General features: G+C 51.6%; 26 protein-coding genes and 1 pseudogene. 13 read left to right on the top strand and 14 right to left on the bottom strand.

Annotated features, from left to right (window positions below; all coding sequences use genetic code 11):
• Positions 1-66 precede the first annotated feature (66 nt).
• From RBT11_15005 to RBT11_14970, 8 genes are all read left to right on the top strand, one after another.
• Positions 67-1,245: a YibE/F family protein gene (locus RBT11_15005; protein MDX9788088.1), complete on the top strand. Its 1,179-nt coding sequence runs from the start codon at positions 67-69 to the stop codon at positions 1,243-1,245.
• Between the two features lie 337 nt (positions 1,246-1,582).
• A complete protein-coding gene (locus tag RBT11_15000; GenBank protein MDX9788087.1) occupies positions 1,583-2,155 on the top strand; it encodes a hypothetical protein in 573 nt (190 codons plus the stop codon).
• Between the two features lie 355 nt (positions 2,156-2,510).
• Entirely contained in the window at positions 2,511-3,809 is a 1,299-nt protein-coding gene (locus RBT11_14995) for a transposase family protein (protein ID MDX9788086.1), read from the top strand.
• A 452-nt stretch (positions 3,810-4,261) separates the two neighbouring features.
• The gene (locus RBT11_14990) at positions 4,262-5,410 is read left to right on the top strand and encodes an acyl-CoA dehydrogenase family protein (protein MDX9788085.1); all 1,149 of its coding nucleotides are present in this window, start codon (positions 4,262-4,264) and stop codon (positions 5,408-5,410) included.
• Between the two features lie 14 nt (positions 5,411-5,424).
• A complete protein-coding gene (locus RBT11_14985; protein ID MDX9788084.1) occupies positions 5,425-6,603 on the top strand; it encodes an acyl-CoA dehydrogenase family protein in 1,179 nt (392 codons plus the stop codon).
• On the top strand, positions 6,587-7,120 hold the full coding sequence (locus RBT11_14980) for a gamma carbonic anhydrase family protein (protein ID MDX9788083.1): 534 nt from the start codon (positions 6,587-6,589) through the stop codon (positions 7,118-7,120). Before RBT11_14985 ends, RBT11_14980 begins: the two co-directional genes overlap by 17 nt.
• A 726-nt stretch (positions 7,121-7,846) precedes the next feature.
• On the top strand, positions 7,847-10,099 hold the full coding sequence (locus RBT11_14975; GenBank protein MDX9788082.1) for a TonB-dependent receptor: 2,253 nt from the start codon (positions 7,847-7,849) through the stop codon (positions 10,097-10,099).
• A 23-nt stretch (positions 10,100-10,122) separates the two neighbouring features.
• Positions 10,123-11,043: an ATP-binding cassette domain-containing protein gene (locus tag RBT11_14970; protein ID MDX9788081.1), complete on the top strand. Its 921-nt coding sequence runs from the start codon at positions 10,123-10,125 to the stop codon at positions 11,041-11,043.
• Here the strand turns inward: RBT11_14970 and modB (RBT11_14965) are convergent.
• From modB (RBT11_14965) to modA (RBT11_14940), 6 genes are read right to left on the bottom strand one after another with little or no spacing between them, the layout of a single operon-like run.
• Complete coding sequence (gene modB, locus RBT11_14965; protein ID MDX9788080.1) at positions 10,935-11,618, bottom strand: molybdate ABC transporter permease subunit; 684 nt, start codon at positions 11,616-11,618, stop codon at positions 10,935-10,937. The genes RBT11_14970 and modB (RBT11_14965) overlap by 109 nt on opposite strands.
• Entirely contained in the window at positions 11,615-12,373 is a 759-nt protein-coding gene (gene modA / locus RBT11_14960) for a molybdate ABC transporter substrate-binding protein (protein MDX9788079.1), read from the bottom strand. Before modA (RBT11_14960) ends, modB (RBT11_14965) begins: the two co-directional genes overlap by 4 nt.
• 47 nt (positions 12,374-12,420) lie before the next feature.
• Positions 12,421-13,143 carry a DUF364 domain-containing protein gene (locus RBT11_14955; protein MDX9788078.1) on the bottom strand — a complete coding sequence of 241 codons (723 nt, stop codon included), beginning with the start codon at positions 13,141-13,143 and terminating at the stop codon, positions 12,421-12,423.
• Positions 13,144-13,186: 43 nt separating this feature from the next.
• On the bottom strand, positions 13,187-13,879 hold the full coding sequence (gene modC, locus RBT11_14950) for a molybdenum ABC transporter ATP-binding protein (protein ID MDX9788077.1): 693 nt from the start codon (positions 13,877-13,879) through the stop codon (positions 13,187-13,189).
• Positions 13,880-13,882: 3 nt separating this feature from the next.
• Complete coding sequence (gene modB, locus RBT11_14945; protein ID MDX9788076.1) at positions 13,883-14,566, bottom strand: molybdate ABC transporter permease subunit; 684 nt, start codon at positions 14,564-14,566, stop codon at positions 13,883-13,885.
• A gap of 14 nt (positions 14,567-14,580) precedes the next feature.
• Positions 14,581-15,372, bottom strand: coding sequence for a molybdate ABC transporter substrate-binding protein (gene modA, locus RBT11_14940; GenBank protein MDX9788075.1), 792 nt, complete (start codon positions 15,370-15,372; stop codon positions 14,581-14,583).
• Between the two features lie 282 nt (positions 15,373-15,654).
• On the opposite strand from modA (RBT11_14940), the gene RBT11_14935 reads away from it, so the two are divergent.
• Together RBT11_14935 and RBT11_14930 are read left to right on the top strand one after the other, a co-directional pair.
• Positions 15,655-16,773, top strand: a complete 1,119-nt coding sequence (locus tag RBT11_14935; protein ID MDX9788074.1) for a substrate-binding domain-containing protein — start codon at positions 15,655-15,657, stop codon at positions 16,771-16,773.
• Positions 16,760-16,966 carry a hypothetical protein gene (locus tag RBT11_14930; protein MDX9788073.1) on the top strand — a complete coding sequence of 69 codons (207 nt, stop codon included), beginning with the start codon at positions 16,760-16,762 and terminating at the stop codon, positions 16,964-16,966. Before RBT11_14935 ends, RBT11_14930 begins: the two co-directional genes overlap by 14 nt.
• Here the strand turns inward: RBT11_14930 and RBT11_14925 are convergent.
• The 3 genes from RBT11_14925 to RBT11_14915 are packed head-to-tail and all read right to left on the bottom strand — an operon-like array spanning position 16,963 to position 17,953.
• Positions 16,963-17,385 (bottom strand): hypothetical protein, encoded by a 423-nt coding sequence (locus RBT11_14925; protein ID MDX9788072.1) that lies wholly within the window; start codon positions 17,383-17,385, stop codon positions 16,963-16,965. The two genes, RBT11_14930 and RBT11_14925, sit on opposite strands and share 4 nt — an antisense overlap.
• A 12-nt stretch (positions 17,386-17,397) precedes the next feature.
• Positions 17,398-17,673: a hypothetical protein gene (locus tag RBT11_14920; GenBank protein ID MDX9788071.1), complete on the bottom strand. Its 276-nt coding sequence runs from the start codon at positions 17,671-17,673 to the stop codon at positions 17,398-17,400.
• A gap of 31 nt (positions 17,674-17,704) precedes the next feature.
• Positions 17,705-17,953, bottom strand: coding sequence for a hypothetical protein (locus RBT11_14915; GenBank protein MDX9788070.1), 249 nt, complete (start codon positions 17,951-17,953; stop codon positions 17,705-17,707).
• Positions 17,954-18,265: 312 nt separating this feature from the next.
• Here RBT11_14915 and RBT11_14910 point away from each other — a divergent pair, with 312 nt between their 5' ends.
• Positions 18,266-18,541 (top strand): hypothetical protein, encoded by a 276-nt coding sequence (locus RBT11_14910; protein ID MDX9788069.1) that lies wholly within the window; start codon positions 18,266-18,268, stop codon positions 18,539-18,541.
• A 28-nt stretch (positions 18,542-18,569) separates the two neighbouring features.
• Here RBT11_14910 and RBT11_14905 read toward each other — a convergent pair whose 3' ends face one another.
• From RBT11_14905 to RBT11_14890, 4 genes are all read right to left on the bottom strand, one after another.
• Positions 18,570-18,734, bottom strand: coding sequence for a hypothetical protein (locus tag RBT11_14905; protein MDX9788068.1), 165 nt, complete (start codon positions 18,732-18,734; stop codon positions 18,570-18,572).
• Positions 18,735-19,310: 576 nt separating this feature from the next.
• Positions 19,311-20,045 (bottom strand): SDR family oxidoreductase, encoded by a 735-nt coding sequence (locus RBT11_14900; protein MDX9788067.1) that lies wholly within the window; start codon positions 20,043-20,045, stop codon positions 19,311-19,313.
• A gap of 95 nt (positions 20,046-20,140) precedes the next feature.
• Positions 20,141-20,431, bottom strand: coding sequence for a hypothetical protein (locus RBT11_14895; GenBank protein MDX9788066.1), 291 nt, complete (start codon positions 20,429-20,431; stop codon positions 20,141-20,143).
• Positions 20,431-20,769, bottom strand: a complete 339-nt coding sequence (locus tag RBT11_14890) for a hypothetical protein (protein MDX9788065.1) — start codon at positions 20,767-20,769, stop codon at positions 20,431-20,433. The genes RBT11_14895 and RBT11_14890 overlap by 1 nt, the downstream gene beginning before the upstream one ends.
• A gap of 747 nt (positions 20,770-21,516) precedes the next feature.
• Between RBT11_14890 and RBT11_14885 the strand changes: the two genes are divergently transcribed.
• Together RBT11_14885 and RBT11_14880 are read left to right on the top strand one after the other, a co-directional pair.
• A complete protein-coding gene (locus RBT11_14885; GenBank protein MDX9788064.1) occupies positions 21,517-21,711 on the top strand; it encodes a hypothetical protein in 195 nt (64 codons plus the stop codon).
• Between the two features lie 190 nt (positions 21,712-21,901).
• A pseudogene (locus tag RBT11_14880) lies at positions 21,902-22,153 on the top strand (superoxide dismutase [Ni]).
• A 306-nt stretch (positions 22,154-22,459) separates the two neighbouring features.
• Here RBT11_14880 and RBT11_14875 read toward each other — a convergent pair.
• A complete protein-coding gene (locus RBT11_14875) occupies positions 22,460-22,834 on the bottom strand; it encodes an STAS/SEC14 domain-containing protein (GenBank protein ID MDX9788063.1) in 375 nt (124 codons plus the stop codon).
• Positions 22,835-23,023: the final 189 nt, after the last annotated feature.

The following is a 23,023-nucleotide window of genomic DNA, read 5'->3' as shown; positions in this document are numbered from 1 at the left end:
CTGACAAAACGGCGCCGTTTTGAACATGGGCGCCGTTTTTTTGTCGAACGGTTAACGGGAGGCCGAATGACCCATTCGCAGCGGGACTTGCTATTTTCAATCGTTATTGCGGCCGTTTGTATTGGACTTTTCTTTATCGACATAACGCATATTCCGAGTGGTCAGGCCGGGCTTCACGCGCGCGGCCGGATTACCGCGGTTGACAACAGCCATGTGCGCACGAATCTAATCGTCAGAACCGAAAGCCAATTTCTGACCGTGCGGCTTCTGGACGGTCCTTACAAGGGCCGGGATTTGCCTGTCACCAACATGCTCACCGGTAAAATGGAGTTTGATGAGTTCTATGAGATTGGGGGGATCGTGCTCGTAGAATATGACGTTGTCGAAGGAAAACCCGGAAACGGTCTGGCCCGTGGTCACTACCGGTTACGAATGCAGATGGTATTGATCGGTCTTTTCGGACTACTCCTGATAGCGGTTGCCGGCGTAACGGGACTCAAGGCCGCTCTTTCCTTTATCTTTGCCGCCATGGTGCTCTGGAAACTTTTTTTCCCCTTGCTCCTGGCCGGATATCCGCCGCTTATCACCGGTCTCTCCATCGTCACCCTGCTGATTGGGGTGATCACCTTCTCGGTGGGTGGCTTGAACCGGCGGGGAATGGCCACCTTTGCCGGTTCGATGCTGGGAGTCTTGCTTACCTGCGGGCTTGCGGTCTGGTTCGCTCACGCCTTTCGCCTTCATGGGGCCATCCGGCCTTTTGCCGAGGCCCTTCTCTATTCTGGGTACCTTGATCTGCGACTGACCGATATCTTTATTGCCAGCGTGTTTATTGCCTCCTCGGGCGCTGTCATGGACCTTGCCATGGATATCGCCGCCAGTATGGACGAGATCAAACGCAAGCACCCCGGTATCGGCCTGGTGGAACACATTCAATCGGGGTTGCGCGTCGGGCGGGCGGTTGTCGGCACCATGACCACTACCCTGTTGCTGGCCTATTCGAGCAGTCACATCACCCTGTTCATGCTTTTCATGGCCAAGGGGCTGCCCGCGGCCAATATACTCAATGCACCGTTTGTGGCCGCCGAAGTGCTGAATATTCTGGTGGGTAGTTTCGGACTCATCGCAGTGGCGCCTTTTACCGCGGTTGTTTCCGGCCTGATTTATCGGACAGGGCGGTCCGTGAATGGGGCTGCTATCCAAACTATTCAAGGTGAGTTGGCAGGGAATAAGTCAGGCTCTGAATAGGCATTGCACCCATCACTGCCATGACTGGGGTACACCCTGAGGCGACGGATTAACAAGACATTGAATGTCCTTAGTGGCCTTGCGGCTGTCGCGGGCCGTGATCGATTTGACCGGCTTTGTTTAATGGTTATGTTTCTACAGGCAACGCCAATGCACAACAAAACAATGAGAAACAAAAAAAGATTAAAAAAGAAGTGTTCGGTGCAAGGAATGAATAAGCCGCTAATAGACCCTTTACCAGAAACATGCACGCTTTTGCGTGTATATTCGCCGAAGGTGAAAGATGGCTTTTATGCATCTCAGCATCCGGTTTTGCCGGATTAGGAAGGAATTAAACATGAAACAGCTCAACATAATGGCCGTCATGTTGGCCGCGATGTTTTTTTCGATTGTTGCGATCGCGATGGCTGCGGATATGCCCTCGCATGAGGGACACGGGAAGGACATGATTCAACCGCCCCCTGAACAGGATGCCGCCGGTGCCATGACGCACGATCAACAGGAAGCTTCGGGGGCAGGGGTGGTGGATAGTAAAATGGATCATGACCCTCGTATGGGGGAGATGATTCGGAATGCCACTGTCGAAGGATTTCAATTTACCTACCATCTGATCGATATGCGCGAGAAAATGAAGGAAATGAATGCAGCGGGCCATGGCCATGAAATGAACGCAACCCATCATCTCATGGTGTATATCGTCTCACCGGAGGGGACGCCCGTCACCGACGCCAAGGTCGGATATTTGATTGAAGGGCCGGGCGAAACCACCCAAAAAACAATGTGCATGCGCATGAACGATGGTTTCGGCGCGGACATCAGTTACGGGGTCACCGGAGAGTATACGTTAACCTGCAAGGCCGTTGCCGGTGACGTGAAGCTGATGGATAAATTCATCTATTCCGTAAAGTAAAGGTAACCCGGTTCTTTCGCGAGTCGCGAATGGTTTCGAGACTCGCGGGAGTGCATTCAGCGGAATGACGGCCTTCCGATTACAACCAATTCAGCAAGCCGAAAAGTGTTTTTGGCGCGACTTTTTCCAATCCCGGTACGCCATTGATGACAGCACAGCAATTCTCGGTGAAATTTTTTTACCGCAGATATGCGTGGTTCAGAGCAAGACTGAAAATTATTTTTCGCAAAGTCAATTTCAAAAAAAATCATAACCATTTGATATAATTGTAAATATTTCGATAGACTTTTCCTGTTAAATGCTGTATACATTTTAGCAGGTTATAAACGTATACCCAGGGAAGCGTCTAGTGCATGTGAAAAAACATCTGAGCTTTGCCGCATTAAAGGCCTCCATGGCCGAGCACTTCCGGCAAATCCAAGATCCCCGCCAGCCGGGGAAAGTGGATCATTGCATGCACGATGTGCTCATGAGCGGCTTTGCCATGATGTTTTTCCAGGATCCGTCCCTCCTCGCCTTTCAAAAAAGATTGCAAGACGGCATCCAGCAAAACAATCTTTCCAAGATCTTCGGCGTCGATTCCATTCCCAAGGATTCCCAAATGCGGGAGATCCTCGACGGCATCCCGACCGAAACGTTCGGCGATATCTTCCCGGATTTTTTAAGCCGCCTCCAACACAGCCGGCAACTGGACCAATATCAGTTCCTGGAAGAAAAATACCTGGTCCCACTGGACGGCTCCGAATATTTTTCCTCCGAAAAAATAAGCTGCCCCTACTGTTTGAAGACCGAGCCTTCCAAGGGGAAACCGCGCTATCATCACCAAATCCTTCAGGCCGTCATTGTCCATCCCGACATGCGCCAGGCAATTCCCCTTTTTCCGGAACCTGTCCAGAACTCAGACGGATACACCAAGCAAGACTGCGAGACGAACGCGGGCAAAAGAATCGTTGAAAAAATCAGAAAAACGCACCCCAAACTCTCCATCATCATCACAGGTGATGACCTTTACTCCAAACAGCCGTTTATCGATGCCGTCAAGGAAAACGGCATGTCCTATATCCTCGTAGCTAAGCCCACCGATCACAAGATTCTGTTCGAGTGGGTCGCCGAGATCACCGCTCTGGGCGAAGATGAACATCTTGAATTCAAAGATCTTAAGGGCCGGCGCCACAGGTACCAGTGGATAAACGACGTACCGCTCAATGGATCCCGGAATGCCGATCAGGTCAACTTTTTCCAGTACTGGCTCATCGATAAAAAGGGAAAAACCACTTACCACAACAGTTGGGTAACTGATTTACCCGTCTCCAGCAAAAACATCCGGGACATGGTGAAAGGCGGCCGCGCCCGGTGGAAAATTGAAAACGAAACCTTCAATACCTTGAAGAACCAAGGCTATCATATTGAGCACAATTACGGACACGGTCAGCAGTATCTTTCGATGAACTTTTTTGTCCTGAACCTGCTCGCGTTTTTTGTCCATCAGATCCTTGAACTGTGCGATCTGCCATATCAGCAGTGCCGCACTAAGTTTTCATCCCGAAAGGAATACTGGAATCAATTGCGATGCACTTTCCGAATCATCTTGTTCCGGGACTTTAACCATATGCTGGATTATATATTTGATCCGCCAATGGTAAGGGCTCCGTAAGATTATGTCCTCGCCACCCCCCTTCCTTACCTTTTCCGATGCGATGAATCGCGTCGTAGAGGGCGGAGCATTCTGAAATTTCTTGGAGACACCCTCCCTGTTTGCATTTTTCCCATCTCACACATCCGTATGGGGTTATCGGACGGTTCAATTTCAAGCTCGCCGTGATAAAATAGCAGTGCCCATGCCGAAACCGACCCCAAAATGACCTTGCCACCTCTTCACCGAGAATCGCCCGGGTGAATTGATAAGATTTTTACTAACAGCAAAACATATGGTAAAAACAAAGGCTGTTGGTGATCCGGGGTGAGATGAGCCCAACCGGGAAAATACCTAAGCGTATGGCGAGGATTGCAAATTGCGCCCGAGACGGAGACCGACACAAATAAGATGTTTTGAAACCGGCGCATAACACATAACCTCATAACACTTCATTGGGTAAAGCGGGGCGCATGATGGAATTCGGGTTAACAGGAGAGCAACAAAAATTTTTAAAAGAGGTCGCGCAATTTTGCGAGGCGGAATGTGGGGCTGTTCCTATCGAAGAACTGGAAGAAAAGGGGGTTGATCCGGAGGCGCTGGAGGCCAAAATCGCCGCCAAGGGATGGTACGGCCTGCCATATCCAAAGGAATACGGCGGCATGGGGAAGGGATATTTTGATATCGGGCTTCTGATTGAAGAACTAGCTCGGGGGGGATATCCCTATCCGGGAAGACTGCAACTGACCACCATGATCGGACTCAATATTCTGAAAAACGGTACGCGGTCTCAAAAGCTGAATATTCTGCCAAAGGTTTCCAGGGGGGAGTCGACCCTGTCCATCTCGGTGACGGAACCCGATTCCGGGTCGGATATCGCCTCGCTGAAAACCAAAGCGGTGGAAAATAAGGGGGGATACCTTCTGAGCGGTCAGAAATTGTACAACTCCTGTTCGGCCGGAGACAAAAATACCATCATGGTGGCGGCCAGGACGGATGCCACGGTGCCGGTTCACAAGGGGCTGACCATGTTTCTGGTGCCCGCGAACAGCCCCGGGTTGACCTTTCGCCGGTTACACTCCATGGGCCGAAAGATCGGAGGGCTCTATGAGGTGTTTTTCGATGATGTCCGGGTTCCAAGGGAGTCCGTTCTCGGCGAAGTCAACAAAGGGTGGGCGGTTCTGACCGGCGGCTTCAACGTGGAAAGGGCTATCATATCCGCGGGACTTATTGGATTTGCACGGCGTATGTTTAACGACCTTCTCAAAAATGTAAACGATCGGTACGGCCCTTCCGTGAATCCTGAACGCCGCGGCGCCGTGATGTGCCGAGTGGCGGAATTTGCGTCCCAAATTCAGGCGGCGAAGCTGCTCACCGATCAGGCATTGCGATCGGCAGATAAACACGACCTCTCCATCGAAACGGTCTGCCAGTGCAAAATCGTCGGGAGCGAACTGGTCAAAAAACTCGGTGATTTTTGCGCCGAGGTTGCCGGCGGAAAAGGGTATCTGATGTCCTCACTGGTTCAGTGGTACTTCAGGGAAAGTCGAATTGTAACGATTGGCGGCGGATCGTCCCAGGTGATGAGAAATGTCGCTGGTGCGCAGTTGGGGCTTAAATAAAGGGAGGAGGGGACATGGAACTGGAAGTATATCAGGACCGGCAGATCCTGAAAGATGCCGTAAAAAACTTTATTCAGAGAGACTATTCAGAGGGAATGATCGGGCAACTGGTCCTTCATAGAGAGAGCCTTTCTGAATTCAATCATCAATTATCCAACTTGGACATAACGGGAATCTGCTTTCCCGAGAAATACGGCGGGGTAAACCTCGGCCCGGTTGAAACCGCCATTGTCGTTGAGGAGCTATCCCGTTACGCCATCGATCTGGGCATGGCCCTGGGCCTGAACCTGGCGGCCGGCATGATGGTGTTGAGATACGGCAATGAAAGCCAAAAAAACCATTACCTGCCCGGATTGATCTCAGGAGAAATGACCGCCTGCATCGCTTACACGGAACCGTTTTCTCTCGGCGATGTCGACAACATCAATCACCGCATTGTAGAAGAGAACGAGCATCTGATGATTAACACGGATGCCATCTATTGTGAGCAAAGAGAGTTGTCCAAAGGCATCTTGCTGATACCTGCAAAACAAGGCGGGGAAATCGTTTTTGCCCTGATACCGTTAACCTGCATGAAAGCCGGTGAACCCGTCGACCTGTTGGGAAGGAAAATTCTCGGGCAGATAAAATATGGTCCCCAGGAAATTCGCTGCGGTGCGGCGCATCTCTTCGGCCAGGGGCATGCGATGGTGACCGATCTAATGAACTGGTTGAAATTTTTCAATACGGTATGTTGTGTGGGGAACATGAGAACCGTGGTTGAAAAGGCGATTCAATATGCCAAAGAACGGGAACAATTCGGCAAGCCCATCGGGACATTTCAGGCGATTCAGCATCTCCTTGTCGATGCCAAAATCGGGCTCGACTGCGCCTCGCTTTACGGGAGATGGCTTGCGTGGCTGTTAACAGAAAACGATAACGACTCCCTGCCCATTACCGCGGAAATCAACATGGCCAATGCGTATGTCACGGAAGCATACGTGAACGCCGTTAATACGGGAATGCAGGTAATGGGCGGGTTCGGGTATATGGAAGAAAGCCACATGGAACGATATGCCAGAGACGCGCGAATGACGACCTATGCCGTTGAGGACGGCTTTTCACAGAAGATGAGGGTTGCCGACGCATTGCAGCAAACGCAAGTCCACGCAACCATGAAGCGGAAGGGAGATCAACATGCTTTATCGTTTTGACGGCAAGCAACCGATAGTTGGAGAAACCTCCTATGTCAGCGAGCTTGCCAGCGTCATTGGAGAGGTGATCATCGGGGAACATTGCTATATCGGGCACGGCGCCATATTAAGGGGAGATTACAGCAGAATTGAAATAGGAGACGGCACGTCGGTTGAAGAAGGCGCCGTTATTCACGCGCCTCCCAACGAAGTAAACAGAATCGGAAACCATGTCACGATCGGCCACGGGGTTATGGCACACGGAAAGTCTATCGGTGATCATGCCCTGATCGGCATGGGGGCAGTCATCAGCGTATGGTCTGAACTCGGCGAGTGGGTGGCTATCGGGGAGGGAACCGTTGTCAAACGGGGGCAAATCATTGCTTCCGGAATGGTTGCTGCCGGAAATCCGGCGAGAATCATTCGCGAATTAGCCCAAAGAGATAAGGAAGTCTCAATCAAGCATAACCAACTGTATATGGACACGGCTAAAAAATATTTAAGGTACGGCCTGGAGCCTGTTAAGGCAAGGGAATAAACCGAACGGGCTACGCGTTTCAAAGATCGCATGAACCGTTTTCTCAAACCACACATGGAAATACCTCCCCCGGAGCAACAACGGCTGTGGCGTGGACTGCGATCCGCCCCCCAATTGGGCTTTGTGTAATACGGCGGCACCGCTGTTGCGTTGCTGCTTTGCCACAGGGCGTCGGTTGACTTCGATTTTTTCACGGAAAAGCCGCTCGATAGGAATGCAATATTGTCCATGCTGTCAGCAAGGTTTGCCACTTGTCCCGGGTTGAAATCCTGAATCGGCGACAGACGATTCTTTAGCCTTGAGCAGTTCACCAATGGGTCAGCCGGCTGCGGCCGCATGTAGGCTGATAGGGAAGTTGTGCAGCAGGGAACATTCAGTCTCCGATCATTGGCCATGGATTGCCTCTTCAATCGTCATCCTGTTTAACCCCCTTTTGCGCAAAATAGTGGCTTTGTTTCAGAGCATGGCGGCGGTCCGCTCTGATCTCCCGAATTCGTTGCCATTGCAAATCCCTTCACGGAGAACCCTCCCCCTTTTTTGGAGATTTGAGTTGACTTTCCCGCCAAACATACATTAATACCCTCAAATTGACGTTTTTACCGGTCATAATTATGTTTTTAAATTTTAGAATTGGTGACACATATTCCAATAAATCGCTATTTATTGTCATCTCAACACGATAAAAGTAAACGGCCTTTGGAACACGGCACGCTCGGATGGATACATATGGTTTTGACGGTGGCAACTTTGTTTCTGTGCCCGTATGTGGCAGCAATGGCCGGAGAATCTGAAAACGAGCAAACTTCCCCGTGGCAATTAGAACCGATCATCGTAATTGATACAGCCATCAAAACCAATGCTGGGGAAAACGAGGCGCTTGCAGCACCCTTTGATCTGCTGGGGCCGTCCAACAAGGAAAGCTATACGAAAAAAGGCGTGGAGATTTTTGGCAAGCAGGGCAATATCAATGTGTTTAAGATCGTCGAGATGTCACCGTCGATTAATTACACCGCCGCGGATGCGCTTGGTACAAACGAAAACGGGTTTCACGACTCTATCCGGATAAGAGGCAAAAAACAGACGGGACCGGGGGGTGTCAAGTTGTATGACGGCATGCCGATCAGCGGGAATCCCGGCGGCGGCAAAACGATATTCGACATGGAAAATATCGAAAGCGTGGATTTATACAAGGGTTATATCCCGGTGGATAAGGGCCTTGGCTTTTCAAATCTGGTCGGCAAGGTCGATATGAATATCAAAAGGCCGGACCACGAATTTGGCGCCGATTTGTCCCAGACCGTGGGAAGCGACAACTTATACAGAAGCTTTTTGCGTCTCGATACCGGTGACATGGGGCCCATATCCGGCTTTGGTTCTTTTTCCCAGACGACGAGTGACAAATATAAAGGCGAAGGGGATCTTGAACGGACCAACTGTGCCTTAGGGGGTGTGTGTGAGCCAAACGACAGAATCAAAGCAGAGTTTTTTGTCTCCCACAATAGAGAAGATCACCACAACTACTATAACCTGACATATGCCGAAACCCGGAATTTGGGGCAAAATTTCGATAAGGATTTCAACACCAACAAAGCAAGCGCCAATTACTACGATTACAACAAGCAACACTTTGAGGATACGACGATAGTCGCCAATATCGAAGCGGCGCTGTCCGCGGACTCGAAAATCTCCATCAAACCGTATTATCTCAATGACAACGGCGAGTATTCGTATGCATCGGGAACCAATGTCATCCAGTGGAATATCGATCATGAAGTGTTAGGCGGGGTCTTGAAATACGAAAGAAGCTTTTTCAAACAGCTGACCGCCAAGCTGGGATATTGGACACATCGGCAGCAGCCCCCCGGCCCCCCGTCGGAGCAAAAGAAATTCACGGTGGGTGCAAATGGTCTGACGTACGCAGGATGGGCGGTTCTTGCCGATAACGACTGTCATGATTTTTTCTCTCCGTTTACTGAAGTGAATGGGCAGATGGGCAATTTCATCTATTCCGTGGGAGTCAGACATCTGACCTTCAAGCTGGGGGCGCTTCGGAGCTACACCAATGGCACCAACGCCGAGACAAGCCCGGACTATGATACGGCGATTGCAACCGGCACGCCGGATCCGTGGGCCTGTGTCGATGCGAAATATTTCAGAGAGTGGTTGCCGAGCGCATATCTGGGCTACAACGTGAACAAAGACGCGACGTTCTATGTGGATTATACGAGAACCTACGGGTTGGATGTGAATCTCTTTCCCACCTATGTTCAGCAGCGGGCAAACTTTGTTTCAAAAGGCGTTAGTCTGCAGAACCTTTGGGACGAGCTGGATCTGGAGGTGGCGGACAATTTCGATCTCGGCGTCAAATACAAAATCGGCGATCTTTGCCTGAACCCGAACGCCTTCGTCTCCCTTGTCAAAAACAAGCAGGCAAGGATTTATGACGCCCCCTACAACGTTACCTACCCATTCAATGCAGCGGATGCGATGGCCTATGGTTCCGAGATAGCGGTCAGCGGCGCCCTTTCAAAAACGTGGGACTTTTTGGCGGCGTTGTCCTACAACAAATACTACTTTACGGAAGATTTGAGAACCGCATCCAATACCACCACATCGTCGGACGGCAACCAGGTTCCGGACGCACCGAAATTCATGGCAAAAGCGGCTTTATCCTACAAGATCGCCGGTATTACGCTGACGCCATCGGTTAGATACCTGTCCGAAAGATACGGCGATGTGCTGAACAATGAAAGGGTAGATGCCTCCACAATTGTGGATTTTGATATGTCATACGCGCTCAAAAAGGTGCTTGGCGCACAATCGGTTGAACTTCGCCTTACCGCCACCAACCTGTTCAATCAAAAAGACATCTCCGCCATCAACACGGCGGATGACGCCCTGGCCGCTACCAATACGGCGGCAACCTACCAGACCGGCGCTCCTTTTGGGCTGTATGCCAATGTACAGTTCAAGTTTTAGAACCCGATGAAGGAAAATGGGTCATGATCGAGCTGGATTTTCGAAAAGAGTTGATAGGCGCAGAGGGCCCTTTTGAGCTGAGTGCACGCATCACAATTGAAAAAAACGAAATAGCGGTGTTATATGGCGCCTCCGGCGCGGGAAAAACTACGATATTGCGTTTGCTGGCGGGGCTGGACCAGCCGGATGAGGGTTTCATAAAGGTGAATGGCGCCACCTGGTACCATAAAAACAGCCGCATTCGGTTATCTCCTCAGAAGCGTAGTATCGGATTTGTTTTTCAGAACTATGCCTTGTTCCCGACCATGACCGTGCGAAAAAATCTGGAATATGCCGCGCCACACCGCGATGATCCCGGAATCGAAAAGCTGCTGAAAATGATCGGACTTGAAGAACTTCAGGATCGATACCCCGACAGGCTCTCGGGGGGCCAGCAGCAGCGGGTGGCACTGGCTAGAGCTCTGGTCAGGCGACCCAAAATTCTTCTCTTGGACGAGCCGCTGTCGGCCCTGGATCCGGCCATGAGAGAAAAGCTTCAGGATGAAATTCTTCTCCTTCACAAGAACCTGGATCTGACCATTCTGCTGGTTTCCCATGATCCATGCGAGATCGCGCGATTGGCCACCACAGTGTTGATAGTCGATGGGGGAACCGTCAACACCCTGGAGCCAGTGCCGAGGTATTCGAAAACCAAAAAGGTTTCCCCAGATTCTGTGCTTTCAGGAAAAATTGTCCATATGCGCCGGATTTCCGGGGCTTGGTCCGTGCTCATTGAAGCCGGATCCGCGCTGGTGGAAACCACCCTCCGGGACGAGGAGTTGAAAAAGGGGAAGGCTCAGGTGGAAGATTTCTTAAACGAAATAAACACAACAGCCGAAATCAATCCCAGCACCGTCGACAGTGCGATGGCCCTGTCGAACTCCCCTGAAAAGGCCGCATTGTAGATTTCAAGCGAAAGCGTGTTGGTTTTCCCCACGATATTGCCGCCCAACATCAGGGTCAGACCCACCTCTCCCAAAGACCGGCCGAAGGCCAGGGAAAGACCGCTGATGATGCTTTTCCTGATACTCGGCAGGACGACGTGAAAAAAGGTCTGCCATTCGGATTTTCCCAGGGTGTAGGATGCCTCCATCAGACTGAAAGCCGTTTCCTGAATGGCGGATTGGACGGGCTTTACAATCAACGGCAGTCCGGCGATCAGGGATGCGAGGATTACGCCCCATACCGTAAAAATGATCCGTATGCCCAGGTACTGGGATAGAAAAGATCCGACAGGTCCTCCTTTTCCCAGAATCAACAGTAAAAGAAAACCCAGCGCAATTGGCGGAAAGACCAGGGGAAGCGTAATGGCCAGATCTACCGCCGAGCGCAAGGGCGAGGACTTTTGGCTCAGGTATCTGCCGAGCCATACGCCGAGCACGAGTTGCAGCAGCGTGGTGACGGCGGTGACCTTGGCGGTAAAGATCAGCGGAAAAAGAAACCGCTCATCCCTGAAATATTCCCAGATGAATTCGATCATTCCAACTCCCGATGAACACCCGCCCTTTTCAGAATTTCCCCGGTTTCATGATCCGTGGTCATGAAATCAAGAAACTGCCGAATCTCGGGCTTGCCTTCACATCCTTTCAGTACACCGATTACCAAGTAAATGGGGTTGTATCGGGTTTTGTCCACCACCACCCATCCGCCGATCTTGTTCTTGATGTAGATGGCATCGGTGATGTTGATGAACCCCGCCTCGGCATCCTTGCTGATGAGGTAGGATGAGACCTGCGGCAGGGTAGCAACCGTTATGATTTTGTTCTGAATTTTTCCGAGAAGGCCGGTCTTTTGGAGAAACTCGAATGCGGCCCTGCCGTAGATGGCCTGCTTGCCATTGGGAATGGCGATTTTTTCGATTTCAGGTTTATTCAGGTCCTCCGGAGATCTCAGCGTCACATTCTTGCTATATGCCAGCACCAGAACACCCTGCCCGAGAGCCATAAAATCGGCAAATTCCAGGCCGGAGGAGTTCAAAAATGAAAGCTCCCCGACGGTGATGCCGATACTTTCGGCGGCCTTGGCTTGCATGACGATCTGGCCCATATGGCCATAGACCTGATCGATTTTTCGGCCGGTCTTTTGTTCATACCCCTTCAGGATTTCTACCAGCATCCGCCGGTAACCCGCGCCCGCTCCCAGCGTCAGGGTCTCGGTGGCGGCGAGCGAAGCAAAAAAGAAAAAACCGGTGAAGCAGGTTATGATGCTGAGCGCCGTTAATCTTTTGGTTATCATAGACATTTTTATGATTTCAACTTCACCCTTGACCTCAAACCATCCTTTTAAGAGCCGTAAGGGCAATATCTGTTCTGGCCCAGCAAGACGGCCGGACCGGATATGGTGACCCCGAAGAAAATGGTGGGTTTGCCGTCCAACAGCGTGTCCATGGTTCCATTGACTACCGTGCTCCCGGTGGCCACCACCAGGTCACACCACGAGATGTTCTCTTGCGTCTGGTCCGGTCCCTGGATCAGAACACCGAATTTCCTCTGCCCGATGTTGTCCTGGTCAAGGTCTGTAACCCGCAGAGCAAACGTTTTGGCCAATGCCTCCACCATTCGAGGTTGAAAGCCGAGCATGGCGATCCGCGGACTTCCAAAATTTTTCTGGACATGCTTCACCAGATCCGAGGCGCAAAGAGGCGGCGAGGCATCCTTACAGTGGATGGTTTTTTCGATTAAGTTCAAATGACGCATTAAGGCGTTCAGCGCGGCGATAAAAACCGCCCGGCTTCGGTTATCGGTCAATTGCAGGAGCGCCACCTCTTTCACTGTGCCGGAAAAGTTGCCCGGGGTATCCGTAAACGCTTGCCCCCGGCACCCCAGGATTTCCGCTTCCAATAACCGCTCCCGGCCCTTTACCAGAGGGTAATCCTGGTCTTCCGGAACTCCGATGGCCTCCTTTGGCGTCAAGTCGCGGACGCTCACTTGGATCGGAAGCGCCCCGATTTGCTTTTCCTCGATCAGGTCGAGGAATTTGTTTTTCATTTTATTTAAAGCGTTCATAAAACCTCCTGAAATGAGTGGGTCGTATCGTCTCTGTCCCGTTTCATGCCGTTCGAGTCAGATCCGGTCGGGTTTTTATCGTTTCAATGGGCCCATCGGCAACCACTCGGCCCCTCTCCATCAGAACCAGCGTGTCCGTGAGACTCAGAATTTCTTCCAGCGAATGGCTGACGTAAAGAATAGGAATGGAAAACTCCCGGGAGAGCCGCGCAATAAAGGGAAGAACTTCCGCCTTTCGCTCTGCATCCAGGGAGGCAAGGGGCTCATCCATCAGCAGCAGGGATGGGCTGGTTAACAGGGCCCGGCCAATAGCGACCCGCTGTTTTTCTCCTCCCGAAAGTGTTGCCGGCCTTCGAGAGAGAACCGCTTCGATGCCGAGAAGCGATACGACCTGGTCAAGGTCCACATAGCGCTGATTGGCCGGCGTCAACTCCCTACCATAGGTCAGATTGGCGCGCACCGTGAGATGCGGAAACAGGCGACCCTCCTGAAAGACATAGCCGATACGCCGCTTTTCCGGCGGGACGTTGATTCGCTTTTCCGAGTCAAAGAGCGGCGCATCGTTGACAATAATGCGTCCCTTATCCGGTTTTGACAGTCCTGCCACCATATGGATCACCGAGGTTTTTCCGGCACCGGAACGACCGAAGAGCGCGGTCACTCCCGCGACCTTGGAGCGAAATGCCGCATCGATTTGAAAGTCACCCTGGCGTTTTTGCACATTCAGATCCAGCATGCTTCACCCCCTCATCCGGGCGTTAAACCGACGGGTCAGGGTTTCGGAGGCGACCAGCGCCGCCAGGGCAATGACAACGGCAATTACGCATAACCGAAAGGCGCCCGCCTCTCCCCCCGGAACCTGGGTGAGGGTATAGAGGGCCAGGGGCAGCGTCTGGGTTTGGCCTTCAATATTGGAGACGAAGGTGATGGTGGCGCCGAATTCCCCCAGGCTTCGGGCAAAGGCGAGAATCACGCCGGTGATGATTCCCGGTGTGATCAGCGGCAGCGTGATGGTGAAAAAGACCCGGATCGGCCCTGCCCCGAGCGTGCGGGCGGCAAGTTCGAGGCCCCGATCCACCCCTTCCATAGAAAGCTGGATGGCGCGCACCATCAGGGGAAAGGCCATCACGGCGGCCGCCAACGCCGCCCCCTTCCAGTTAAAGGCGATGCTGATGCCGAAGGTGTCGTACAGAAAGGCGCCGATCATTCCCTTCCGCCCCATTAACACCAGCAGCCAATACCCGATCGCGACCGGCGGCAGTACAAGGGGCAGGTGAACTAGACCGTCCACAAGGGTTTTTCCGGGAAAGTCCCGGCGCGCGAGAATCCAGGCAATGAAAATCCCCGGCGGCAGGCTGGCGAGGACCGCCCACCCCGATATCCACAGGCTGAGTTTCAGGGCGTTGAGTTCAAGCGGCGTCATGGAAAGGAGGCTCATCAGCGCATCGAAAACCCGTATTTTTCAAATATGGCCCTGGCTTCCCGGCCCTTTAGAAATGCGAGAAAGGCTTCGGCCGCAGCCGTCTTATTTCCGGCCACCAGGGCTACCGGATACACGATGGGCGGATGCGTGTTTTCCGGAAATATTCCGGCAATTCGAACCTTCGCGGTAATCGCCGCATCCGTGGCATAGACGATCCCCAGTGGCGACTCCCCCCGTTCAACGAGCACCAGCGCCGAACGGACATCGTTTGTCCGGGCAATCCGGTCTTTGACGCTTTCCCAAACCCCCAGCGTTTCCAGCGCTTTCTTTCCATAGATGCCGGCGGGCACATGATCCGGATCTCCCATGGCCAACCGATTCTCACCGAGCGCTCCGGACAGATTCAATCCCGGCAGCATATCCATCTTGAGGGGGCTATCGGCCGGTGCCACCAGCACGATTCGATTGCTTAACAATCCCGATCGGGTCGTGGGATCAATAAGTTTTTTTTCTTGGAGATAATCCATCCACTGGTTGTCGGCTGAAATGAAAACCGCTGCGGGCGCCCCGTTTTCGATCTGCTTTGCCAGCGCCGAAGAGGATGCAAACGATGGGACCACCGCTATCTTCGTTGCGCTTTTAAACCGCTCGCCAATCTCCGTAACAGCGTTGGTGGTAGACGCTGCCGCAAATACCATGACGGACTCGGACGCCGCGGCATGAACCATCGCCTCCGGTAAAAGAAAAAATATCATCAGAGACAGCATGATGAGATACAAAACGGGCTTCAGTTCTTTCCGGTTCATTTCAGTGCCTCCATTGTTACCGGGCCGGTCGGTAAGCTGTAAGTTATAAGCTATATGCTATGACCTATGACCTATGAGCTATGAGCTATGAGCTATGAGCTATAACCTATGAGCAGTTGCGTTTTTTTAAAATAACCCGTAATATTCAATCCTAAAAACGTCAAAAACACGTTAAAAGCTACATTACCCGGTATGACACGTCAATATTTTTTTCATAACCGTCATCGCATCGCATTTTAGGGCACTGCCTGTCGCACCGATGCCGGCCGAAAGGAACCGCCAATGACATCAGAGCAACCCCCTCTCATCTGCCACTTGAAAACTATGCGCCAAGCCAGGGGCTGGACGCAGCATTACCTGGCTGAGCGGGTGGGAATCAAACGGCAGGCGATTTATGACATCGAATCGGGCCGATATGTGCCCAATACGGCCATTGCCCTGGAACTGGCAAGACTGTTGGGATGCAAGGTCGAGGGCATCTTTGAGGTGAACGAGGCGGGAGAGGATCAGCCGCTGACAATGCTTGATCCGCCGACCGGCGGGAGTTCCCGGGTTGCGCTGGCGCGGGTCCGGGATCGCCTGGTGGGGTACCCGCTGGATGGGAAAAACGCGATGATCGACGGGTTTCAGGCCGCCGACGGCATTTTCAAAACGGAAACGCGCCGGGTTCAAGTCCTGTCCGGCAGCAAAATGCTGGAGACAACAGCCCTCCTCCTCGGCTGCGATCCGGCGCTCACCATTTTAAGCGCGCACGTTGCCCGGAAGGCGCCGGGGACGAGAGTTCAATGCCGGTTTGCTTCCAGTCAGTGCGCCCTTGAGGGGCTTGCCGCCGGCAACGCGCATCTGGCCGGATCCCATGTGCACAATAAGGATACCCATCAGTCCAATGTGAGTTTTGCGAAAAAATGGCTGAAGGGCGCCAAAGGCGTGATGATCGGGTTTTCCAGAGTCGAAGAGGGCTTGATGGTCGCGCCGGGAAACCCCTTGGGCATTCGCAGTGTAAGCGACTTATCCGGAAAAGGCGTCCGGCTCGTGAATCGCGATCCCGGCGCCGCCCTTCGAATTCTCCTGGATGATTACCTTTCCCGGGCGGGCATTCCTACAAGCGCTGTTACCGGCTACGACGATGAGGTCAAAAGCCATGCAGAGGGGGCTTATCGGGTCCTCTACCGGAAAGCGGATGCAGCGCTCGGCCTTCGGGCCGTGGCAGACGCATGCGGGCTTGATTTTGTAACGATTGAATCGGTCGGGTGCGATCTGGTTATTCCGAGTGACGTCGTCTCACACCCAGCGGTGAGCGTTCTTCTCGATATTCTGCAATCCCGAAGCTTTCACCGGGAACTCTCCTCTCTGCCCGGTTATGATGCCGCTCAAACCGGCACGCTGATTGCCGAGATGTAAAGTCGAATCTCCGCCGGAAGCACGGCCTGTTAAAACCGCAGCTGAATGGGAAGAGTTAATAGTGGTATCGGAGCTGTGCTATTTCAATAGCATTTTCAGAAGCTTTGTAGATAAATCGATGCTCATCAGTAACACCGTGGACGGCAAAGCCTCCGTATCTCTCTACGCAAAGGAAGGCAATGGTCTGGATTAGCCAGAACCAACTGGCCAAACTTTTTGACACCTCCAAATAAAATGCTGGTCAGCTATAGCTAACATACTGAAAGAAAATGAGTTAGATGAAAAATCAGTTGTAAAGAATTTCTTTACAACTGCCGCCGACAGACGGAAACGACTATCAGGTCCCTTTCTTCGGTCTTGCCATCCTGCACGATGGCGCCTGTTTGCAGGCGTTTTTATTTTCTGGGCTTTACCAGCCAGCAGTTTGCTGACGGTTTTGCCATTGGCCTGAATCTCTATTTCTATTTTTTGCGCCATTTCAAGAGCTGTCTCGTTGGCCGCTTTCATTTTTGTAATAATATCAATTGAACTCTGGATATCTGCATACCCAGCGGAAGTCACACCGATCCAAATGATCAGGAAACTTAAGATACCCATTGTTTTCGTCATCATATCTTCTCCTATCTATTCGTTAAACCTGGAAAACGATTTGTCCAGCGCTTCCTGCATCTCCAAAAGGGGCTTCTTCGTGTCCTTTCCGGCAGTATTTGACTGTCGAGATTGTTTATATTTTTCCCACAGCGCCACTCTTTTTTTGCGGAGTTGTTCGAGTTCCCGCTCTATGCTTGTTCTCTTTTGCCCTTCCAACTTGATCGCCACCGCTTTGAGTTTTTCATATCTCAGGAGGCACGTTTGAATTTCCTCATCCCATTCGCCGTTGCACGGAGCTTTCGGTGCCATGTTTACCTCCCTGTTTACAATCGAAAATAACCTACATCCGTTCGATATTATATTTTAACTGACTGATTTCGATTCCTAAACTGACGCATTGCTTGCCCGCCAGGCATAGCTCCGCGTCATTTTCTTCCAGGAAAGTTTTCAACTGATGCCCCCCTTTTTTTAACGCTACCGTCCAGCGCTGGTTGGTCTGATCAAACGCAACCTTGACATCAATTCCGCATTCACCAATATCCGGATAGATCTCTCTTATTTTTTGACATAGTGTTTCCTTATCGATCATGGAAGCCTCCTTAGGGGTTTAACAGGTGGTTATTCGGCCATCCGTCGGGTGGCCTTCAAATCCCTAAGACTTCAAAAGCGCCGCAGTCTTTAACATCAACGTAAAGCAATATCAACGGTGTGGCTATGGGGTCTTTAACGTATTTGTATTTCCCTTTTCCAGGAGTCACTCGACTTTCCTGAATACGAGACCGCGAATACAGCATGGACCCCATATACATTTGACGCCGAACGGATATCCTCAAGAGAGAGGGGCATGATTTAAGCAGGCTGCTCTGAAACCGAAATCATCATCTCTAGGAGGATAGCGCTTATGAACAACTTCGTGACGCTGGAGCTCGAGGATAGTGAGGTCCGATTTACCCCGGACGGCCGCATCGCCGTAGTGGATGCGATAGCTGCACTGAGCGATGAAATCGAAGCGCCAGACATCATATGGGAGGAACTCAAGCGCACCCATCCGGAAATCAACCAATGCTGCAACGAGTACGCCTTTTCGGAAAAAGAGACAGCCGTAGTTGCCGATAGTGAAGACTGGATGCGAATTCAGTCGCTTCTGCTGGATCATCTGATTGATAACGATGACTGAAAAGATCGCTCAAGTCAGCGCACTGTCGTCAACTCTTCAGCCGCGCCTCATAGCATTTCCGCTCGGTGTAGCCTGCCGTCTCTTCATCGTAAACGGCCTCATTCGCGTGAATCAATTTTGGCGGCCCGTCCCAGGCGCCGCATGCCAGAACTTCCGGATCCCCCCAGGTTGAATGGGAGCTTGCAAGCCGCACAATTTTTTAACCGCATCAATCCCTTTTGCCTTCACCGGGCGACCTTGAGAGGGCAATGCCAATTCGCAATAAACCGGCAGATGGTCTGAAACGATTGGTTTTTCATTATCTTCCGGCACGCGGACCGATGTGGGGTGGAAATGGGGTGAAATGAAAATATGGTCGATTCTGAGCAATGGACGGTGTGATGGAAAAGTGGCTTTGGGTTGGGACGGCAATGCGGCCAATGGTACCTCGAAAAAATATTGGGATAGTTTTTTATACACAAACGACTGGGGGCCGGCTTTGAAGTCGCCGCACTGGATCAACGGGAGGCTGTTTCTGTGCGGTGTTATGATCCAGTCTTTCACGAGGATTTCCTGAATCTGAAGCCGCCTCTCCCACATACTCCAACCGGGGGCATGAAAGGCCGTCCATTTGAAGCAGAACGATTCCGGGGCCTTTTCCGGCATTATTGCATGGCGATATGCCGAGCATGCCGGAGAGGTGCTCATTTTGAAAGATCGCAACCACTGTATCCAGGCCCGTTTGAGGCGATGCAAATGATCCATAATAGCCTGCATCAACGTTCCCCGTTTACCAGGGGATGGGTTGCCTCTCCCGGAAAAAGCCCCCTGTGGGCCCGTCATCGGGGAGGGTGGCCAGCCATACCGGGGTATCCGCGCCTTCCGCCGGTGACAGCGGGGCCTCTCTGCCGCCGAGATCCGTTCTTACCCATCCGGGGCAGGCGGAGTTGACAAGAATGTTGGTGCCGCGCAGTTCATTGGCCAGCAGGATGGTAATGCCGTTGAGAATGGTCTTGGACAATCGGTAGGCACCGGCCGTGACCGATTGGTATGAGCTGTCCGGATTGGCCATGTCATTAAGAGACCCCAAGGTGCTGGCCACATTGACGATTCGACCGTAAGCGCCGGCCTTCATGATGGGAATGGCGGCCTGGCTCAGCAACAGTGGGCCGAAAGTATTGGTTTCAAGGGTGTTTAGAAATATGGTTTTGTCAAGATTGAGAATGCTGGTTTCGGAATCGATCAGAATTCCTGCATTGTTGACCAAAATGTCCAGCCGCCGGTAGGTATCCTTTATTTTCCCCATGGCGGCTTGAATGGCCATGGGATTGGTGACATCGATCTCGATCATCTTCGCCGGTAGATTTTCGGCCGCCAGTTTTTGTTTTGCCGATGCGCCTTTTGATGGGTCTCTAACCCCCATCAGCACCTCTATCCCCTGTTGGGCGAGTTTCCGGGCAATTTCAAAGCCAATTCCTTTATTGGCACCGGTTACCAGTGCGATTTTATGATCGTTATTTGTCATGGGTATAACCTCCTTTTTATTGTCCGAGCACATCCCAGTGGCATCAGCGGTTCGGCAATCGGGTTATTGTGAGTCCCGGGGGTGCCGCACTCACCTCAGCCGGGGGTGGGTGCCAACAGGACAGGTCGGTTGAATTGCGCCAATTCCCGTTGCTCAAAGTTCGGTACCGCCACCGTTACGTTCACAGCCTGGGGGTTGATTTGTGTCTTGAGATTTACCGCCAGGCCCTCCGGTACAGAGGTGAAAGCGACTGTCAGTGCCCCGCCGGGCACGGGGGTTGGACCGAATTCAATGGACTCCCCTTTTTTCAGCCACTCCGGGAAGACGCCGGCCCCCAGGATCACCTGGTCGGCCTCTTCTCTTACGAACAAATTCCGAATCATCATCACCCACTCCGCCGCGGCCCATCCATGCTGACCGTCCCCCATGCAACCGCCGCCGGTGAGGGGATGAATCGCCTCCGGCCATTCCATTGACCGGTGGGGGAGGCAAGTTCGGCGACGGTATCAATCAGCGCCTTAAATCGGGGATCACCAAGGGCCAGGGTGCCGGCTACCATCGGATCTCCGATGGGCATCAGCCGTAACGGATAATCCGCCACCATGGAACCGATGGCGCCGGCATCCATTCGTCGGTAGGGAGAGGCCGGTATGCGCCCTTGATCAGAGCTGTCAGCATCTCCTGCCCAACAGGTCGGCCGGTGACCTGTTGATAACGACCCCATATCCAGAGAACCTGACCGTTTGAATCCCACTCTCCTGCTTGAGATTGAAAATAACCGGAAAATTTCTGCCGTTCGGGAAAAACCGCTGAAAGCAGCCGGATTAATATAGTTGAATGAAGATTCAGGCGGTTAGTGCATTATTCTGAATTCTGGCTCCTGAATTCTGTATTCCTGAGTAGTCACCGTTAATTTTAGTATTTTCCTCTCCATTTTTGAATAAAGGCAATCATGGATTTTGTGTGTGATAAGGGTGTATACGCCAACATCGTGAGAACAAGATGCCGAAGGCATCGTACACCGTTAGATAAAAGGCGCAGACAGGCTTCCGCAATGCCGGGAGAAATAAACAAAATGGTTTGACACATAATGCCCGAAATTTTTGATCCATGCGGGGCCGGTTGTTTTGGATTACGGTAAATCCCGTATTTACGATAATGATGACAGGCATTATATTGAAAGTATGATAACGGCGGAACCATTACCGCCGGAAGGTTACAACCAAAGAAAGGAGGTCTGTCATGTCCGAAAAAATACCAAGCAGAGACATCACGGGTGTTTGTGAAGGAGAATGCCGTGATCGTGTCCTGGAGGGAATGAGATCACGACAGTCAGCCCTTGAACATATAAAAGTGGCATCACCGGATTTCTATCCAAATGCGCCGAATGCCTGGAAGAGGAAAAGCCCTCCAGGATGGCTCGGCGGCCATGTCTGATTATTGAAATGGTAATGGGCCTGGATAGCTACTTTTGGTGATAAAATTTGCCGGATTCGAGGGTCAAACCGGCGGCGTTTTGCCGTTTTGCGGATTTGACGCTCGAATCCGCATCAAACATAGCGTTTTCCAAAACAAAGCGATCTATCTTTTAGATACAACGATGGAGATTGGCCTATTACGCGCCAACGCTGGTCAGGGCCACTTCTTTTTTGCCGATTTTCCTTAAAAAACAGCACGGTTCAGTTGCCGCCAGGATTTGATTGATCAAATTCTCAAGGTAGGCATATGCGCTGACGCTTTTGGCAATGCAATCGCGTATTACAGGTTTTCAATGGATTCCGGCGCCCGGTGCCCAAAATGGGACGAAAGGGAGGCTTACAGGGTACTACTAATGCGGTCAGAAACCGGTCAACTCCAATCAGCTGGTGCGTTGGGTGGTGAACAAGGAAAGGCACGCCAACAAGATACAGGAGGCTGTTTATCAGTATTTTATGGCCCAGCGGATAAAACCGGATACTGATAAATATGTCGAAAAATTGACCCTGCTGCACAAGATCCTGATCTCGGCAATGAAATACAAACAATCCACGGACACGGGCCAGGTGAAAACCTTGCGCGGTTATCTGAAGTCATTTGAAACGCTTTATTTCGGCCATTGCCATAAATAGTTAGTTCCCATCCATATTCTGGATGGGAACTATTGAAAAATAATCGGCTGTTGGAGTTTTATCCTTGACGGCTTTTCGGGTGTTCATGATCACCTCTTAAACGTATCTCCCGCCACTACCCCCAAGTGGGCCAATTGGGGGTCGGCTGCCTTAAATGCCACGGCTGGATCCGTATATTTCGAAACTAGATACCTGTCCGGGATTAGGACGGCGATTTTACTCATATTGTATTCTCCATTCTCGGTGTCATCGGTTGTCGCGAGCGATTTGGGGCCGCATTGAAAATGGCCCGCAACCGGTTAAGTTTTATTCCTGTACCCATGTTTGGGCAGTATCCTTTTCATGTGTGTCAAAGTAACGCACTTCGGCTTTGGTAAACGGTGCAATAACCAGGGGGAAGCCCTTCTGCCAGTTCCGGTCCCCAACAATCGCCAATCGTTTGATATCACCGAAGTGTCGGACGCTGAATTTGGTGTCCTCCCAAAAGGCGCCTAAGGTCCACCCCTTGAAATCGATCAATTGAACCAGAATGCGGACATCTTTATTGTTTTTCAGAATATAGTTCAGTTGCGGGACAAACGCTTCATAATCTTCTTTGGTCAGCTCACCGACAAATTTTAGTTGTATAATTTTTTTGCCGTTTATATGTCTAAGATCTATTTCGTTGAATCCGATCGTCATAATTCCTCCCTGGCTGAATGGTTTGATTGGGTTCAGGCCATTGACGGATGGCGGTGCCGGCCCGCGTGCGGAACCGGCAAGTGCGGTCTACTTTAAAAAGACCTCGGACCATGTGGCAAAGTCTAATAAATATTACGTCCTGGGCCAATAAGGTGAATCCGGTATTTTGTGGGGGATCGAACGGGGGGA

Source organism: Desulfobacterales bacterium (assembly GCA_034003325.1).
In the GTDB taxonomy this organism is placed as follows: Bacteria; Desulfobacterota; Desulfobacteria; order Desulfobacterales; family JAFDDL01; genus JAVEYW01.
Note: the sequence above shows the minus strand (reverse complement) of the source record. Positions and strands in the feature narration are given on the sequence as shown.

Bases quoted from the DNA above. Each gene is read 5' to 3' on its own strand.
- RBT11_15005 (MDX9788088.1), top strand. From the start codon at position 67: ATGACCCATTCGCAGCGGGACTTGCTATTTTCAATCGTTATTGCGGCC.
- RBT11_15000 (MDX9788087.1), top strand. From the start codon at position 1,583: ATGAAACAGCTCAACATAATGGCCGTCATGTTGGCCGCGATGTTTTTT.
- RBT11_14990 (MDX9788085.1), top strand. From the start codon at position 4,262: ATGATGGAATTCGGGTTAACAGGAGAGCAACAAAAATTTTTAAAAGAG.
- RBT11_14985 (MDX9788084.1), top strand. From the start codon at position 5,425: ATGGAACTGGAAGTATATCAGGACCGGCAGATCCTGAAAGATGCCGTA.
- RBT11_14980 (MDX9788083.1), top strand. From the start codon at position 6,587: ATGCTTTATCGTTTTGACGGCAAGCAACCGATAGTTGGAGAAACCTCC.
- RBT11_14975 (MDX9788082.1), top strand. From the start codon at position 7,847: ATGGTTTTGACGGTGGCAACTTTGTTTCTGTGCCCGTATGTGGCAGCA.
- RBT11_14970 (MDX9788081.1), top strand. From the start codon at position 10,123: ATGATCGAGCTGGATTTTCGAAAAGAGTTGATAGGCGCAGAGGGCCCT.
- modB (MDX9788080.1), bottom strand. From the start codon at position 11,618: ATGATCGAATTCATCTGGGAATATTTCAGGGATGAGCGGTTTCTTTTT.
- modA (MDX9788079.1), bottom strand. From the start codon at position 12,373: ATGATAACCAAAAGATTAACGGCGCTCAGCATCATAACCTGCTTCACC.
- RBT11_14955 (MDX9788078.1), bottom strand. From the start codon at position 13,143: ATGAACGCTTTAAATAAAATGAAAAACAAATTCCTCGACCTGATCGAG.
- modC (MDX9788077.1), bottom strand. From the start codon at position 13,879: ATGCTGGATCTGAATGTGCAAAAACGCCAGGGTGACTTTCAAATCGAT.
- modB (MDX9788076.1), bottom strand. From the start codon at position 14,566: ATGACGCCGCTTGAACTCAACGCCCTGAAACTCAGCCTGTGGATATCG.
- modA (MDX9788075.1), bottom strand. From the start codon at position 15,372: ATGAACCGGAAAGAACTGAAGCCCGTTTTGTATCTCATCATGCTGTCT.
- RBT11_14935 (MDX9788074.1), top strand. From the start codon at position 15,655: ATGACATCAGAGCAACCCCCTCTCATCTGCCACTTGAAAACTATGCGC.
- RBT11_14925 (MDX9788072.1), bottom strand. From the start codon at position 17,385: ATGATGACGAAAACAATGGGTATCTTAAGTTTCCTGATCATTTGGATC.
- RBT11_14920 (MDX9788071.1), bottom strand. From the start codon at position 17,673: ATGGCACCGAAAGCTCCGTGCAACGGCGAATGGGATGAGGAAATTCAA.
- RBT11_14915 (MDX9788070.1), bottom strand. From the start codon at position 17,953: ATGATCGATAAGGAAACACTATGTCAAAAAATAAGAGAGATCTATCCG.
- RBT11_14910 (MDX9788069.1), top strand. From the start codon at position 18,266: ATGAACAACTTCGTGACGCTGGAGCTCGAGGATAGTGAGGTCCGATTT.
- RBT11_14900 (MDX9788067.1), bottom strand. From the start codon at position 20,045: ATGACAAATAACGATCATAAAATCGCACTGGTAACCGGTGCCAATAAA.
- RBT11_14895 (MDX9788066.1), bottom strand. From the start codon at position 20,431: ATGATGATTCGGAATTTGTTCGTAAGAGAAGAGGCCGACCAGGTGATC.
- RBT11_14890 (MDX9788065.1), bottom strand. From the start codon at position 20,769: ATGGGGTCGTTATCAACAGGTCACCGGCCGACCTGTTGGGCAGGAGAT.
- RBT11_14875 (MDX9788063.1), bottom strand. From the start codon at position 22,834: ATGACGATCGGATTCAACGAAATAGATCTTAGACATATAAACGGCAAA.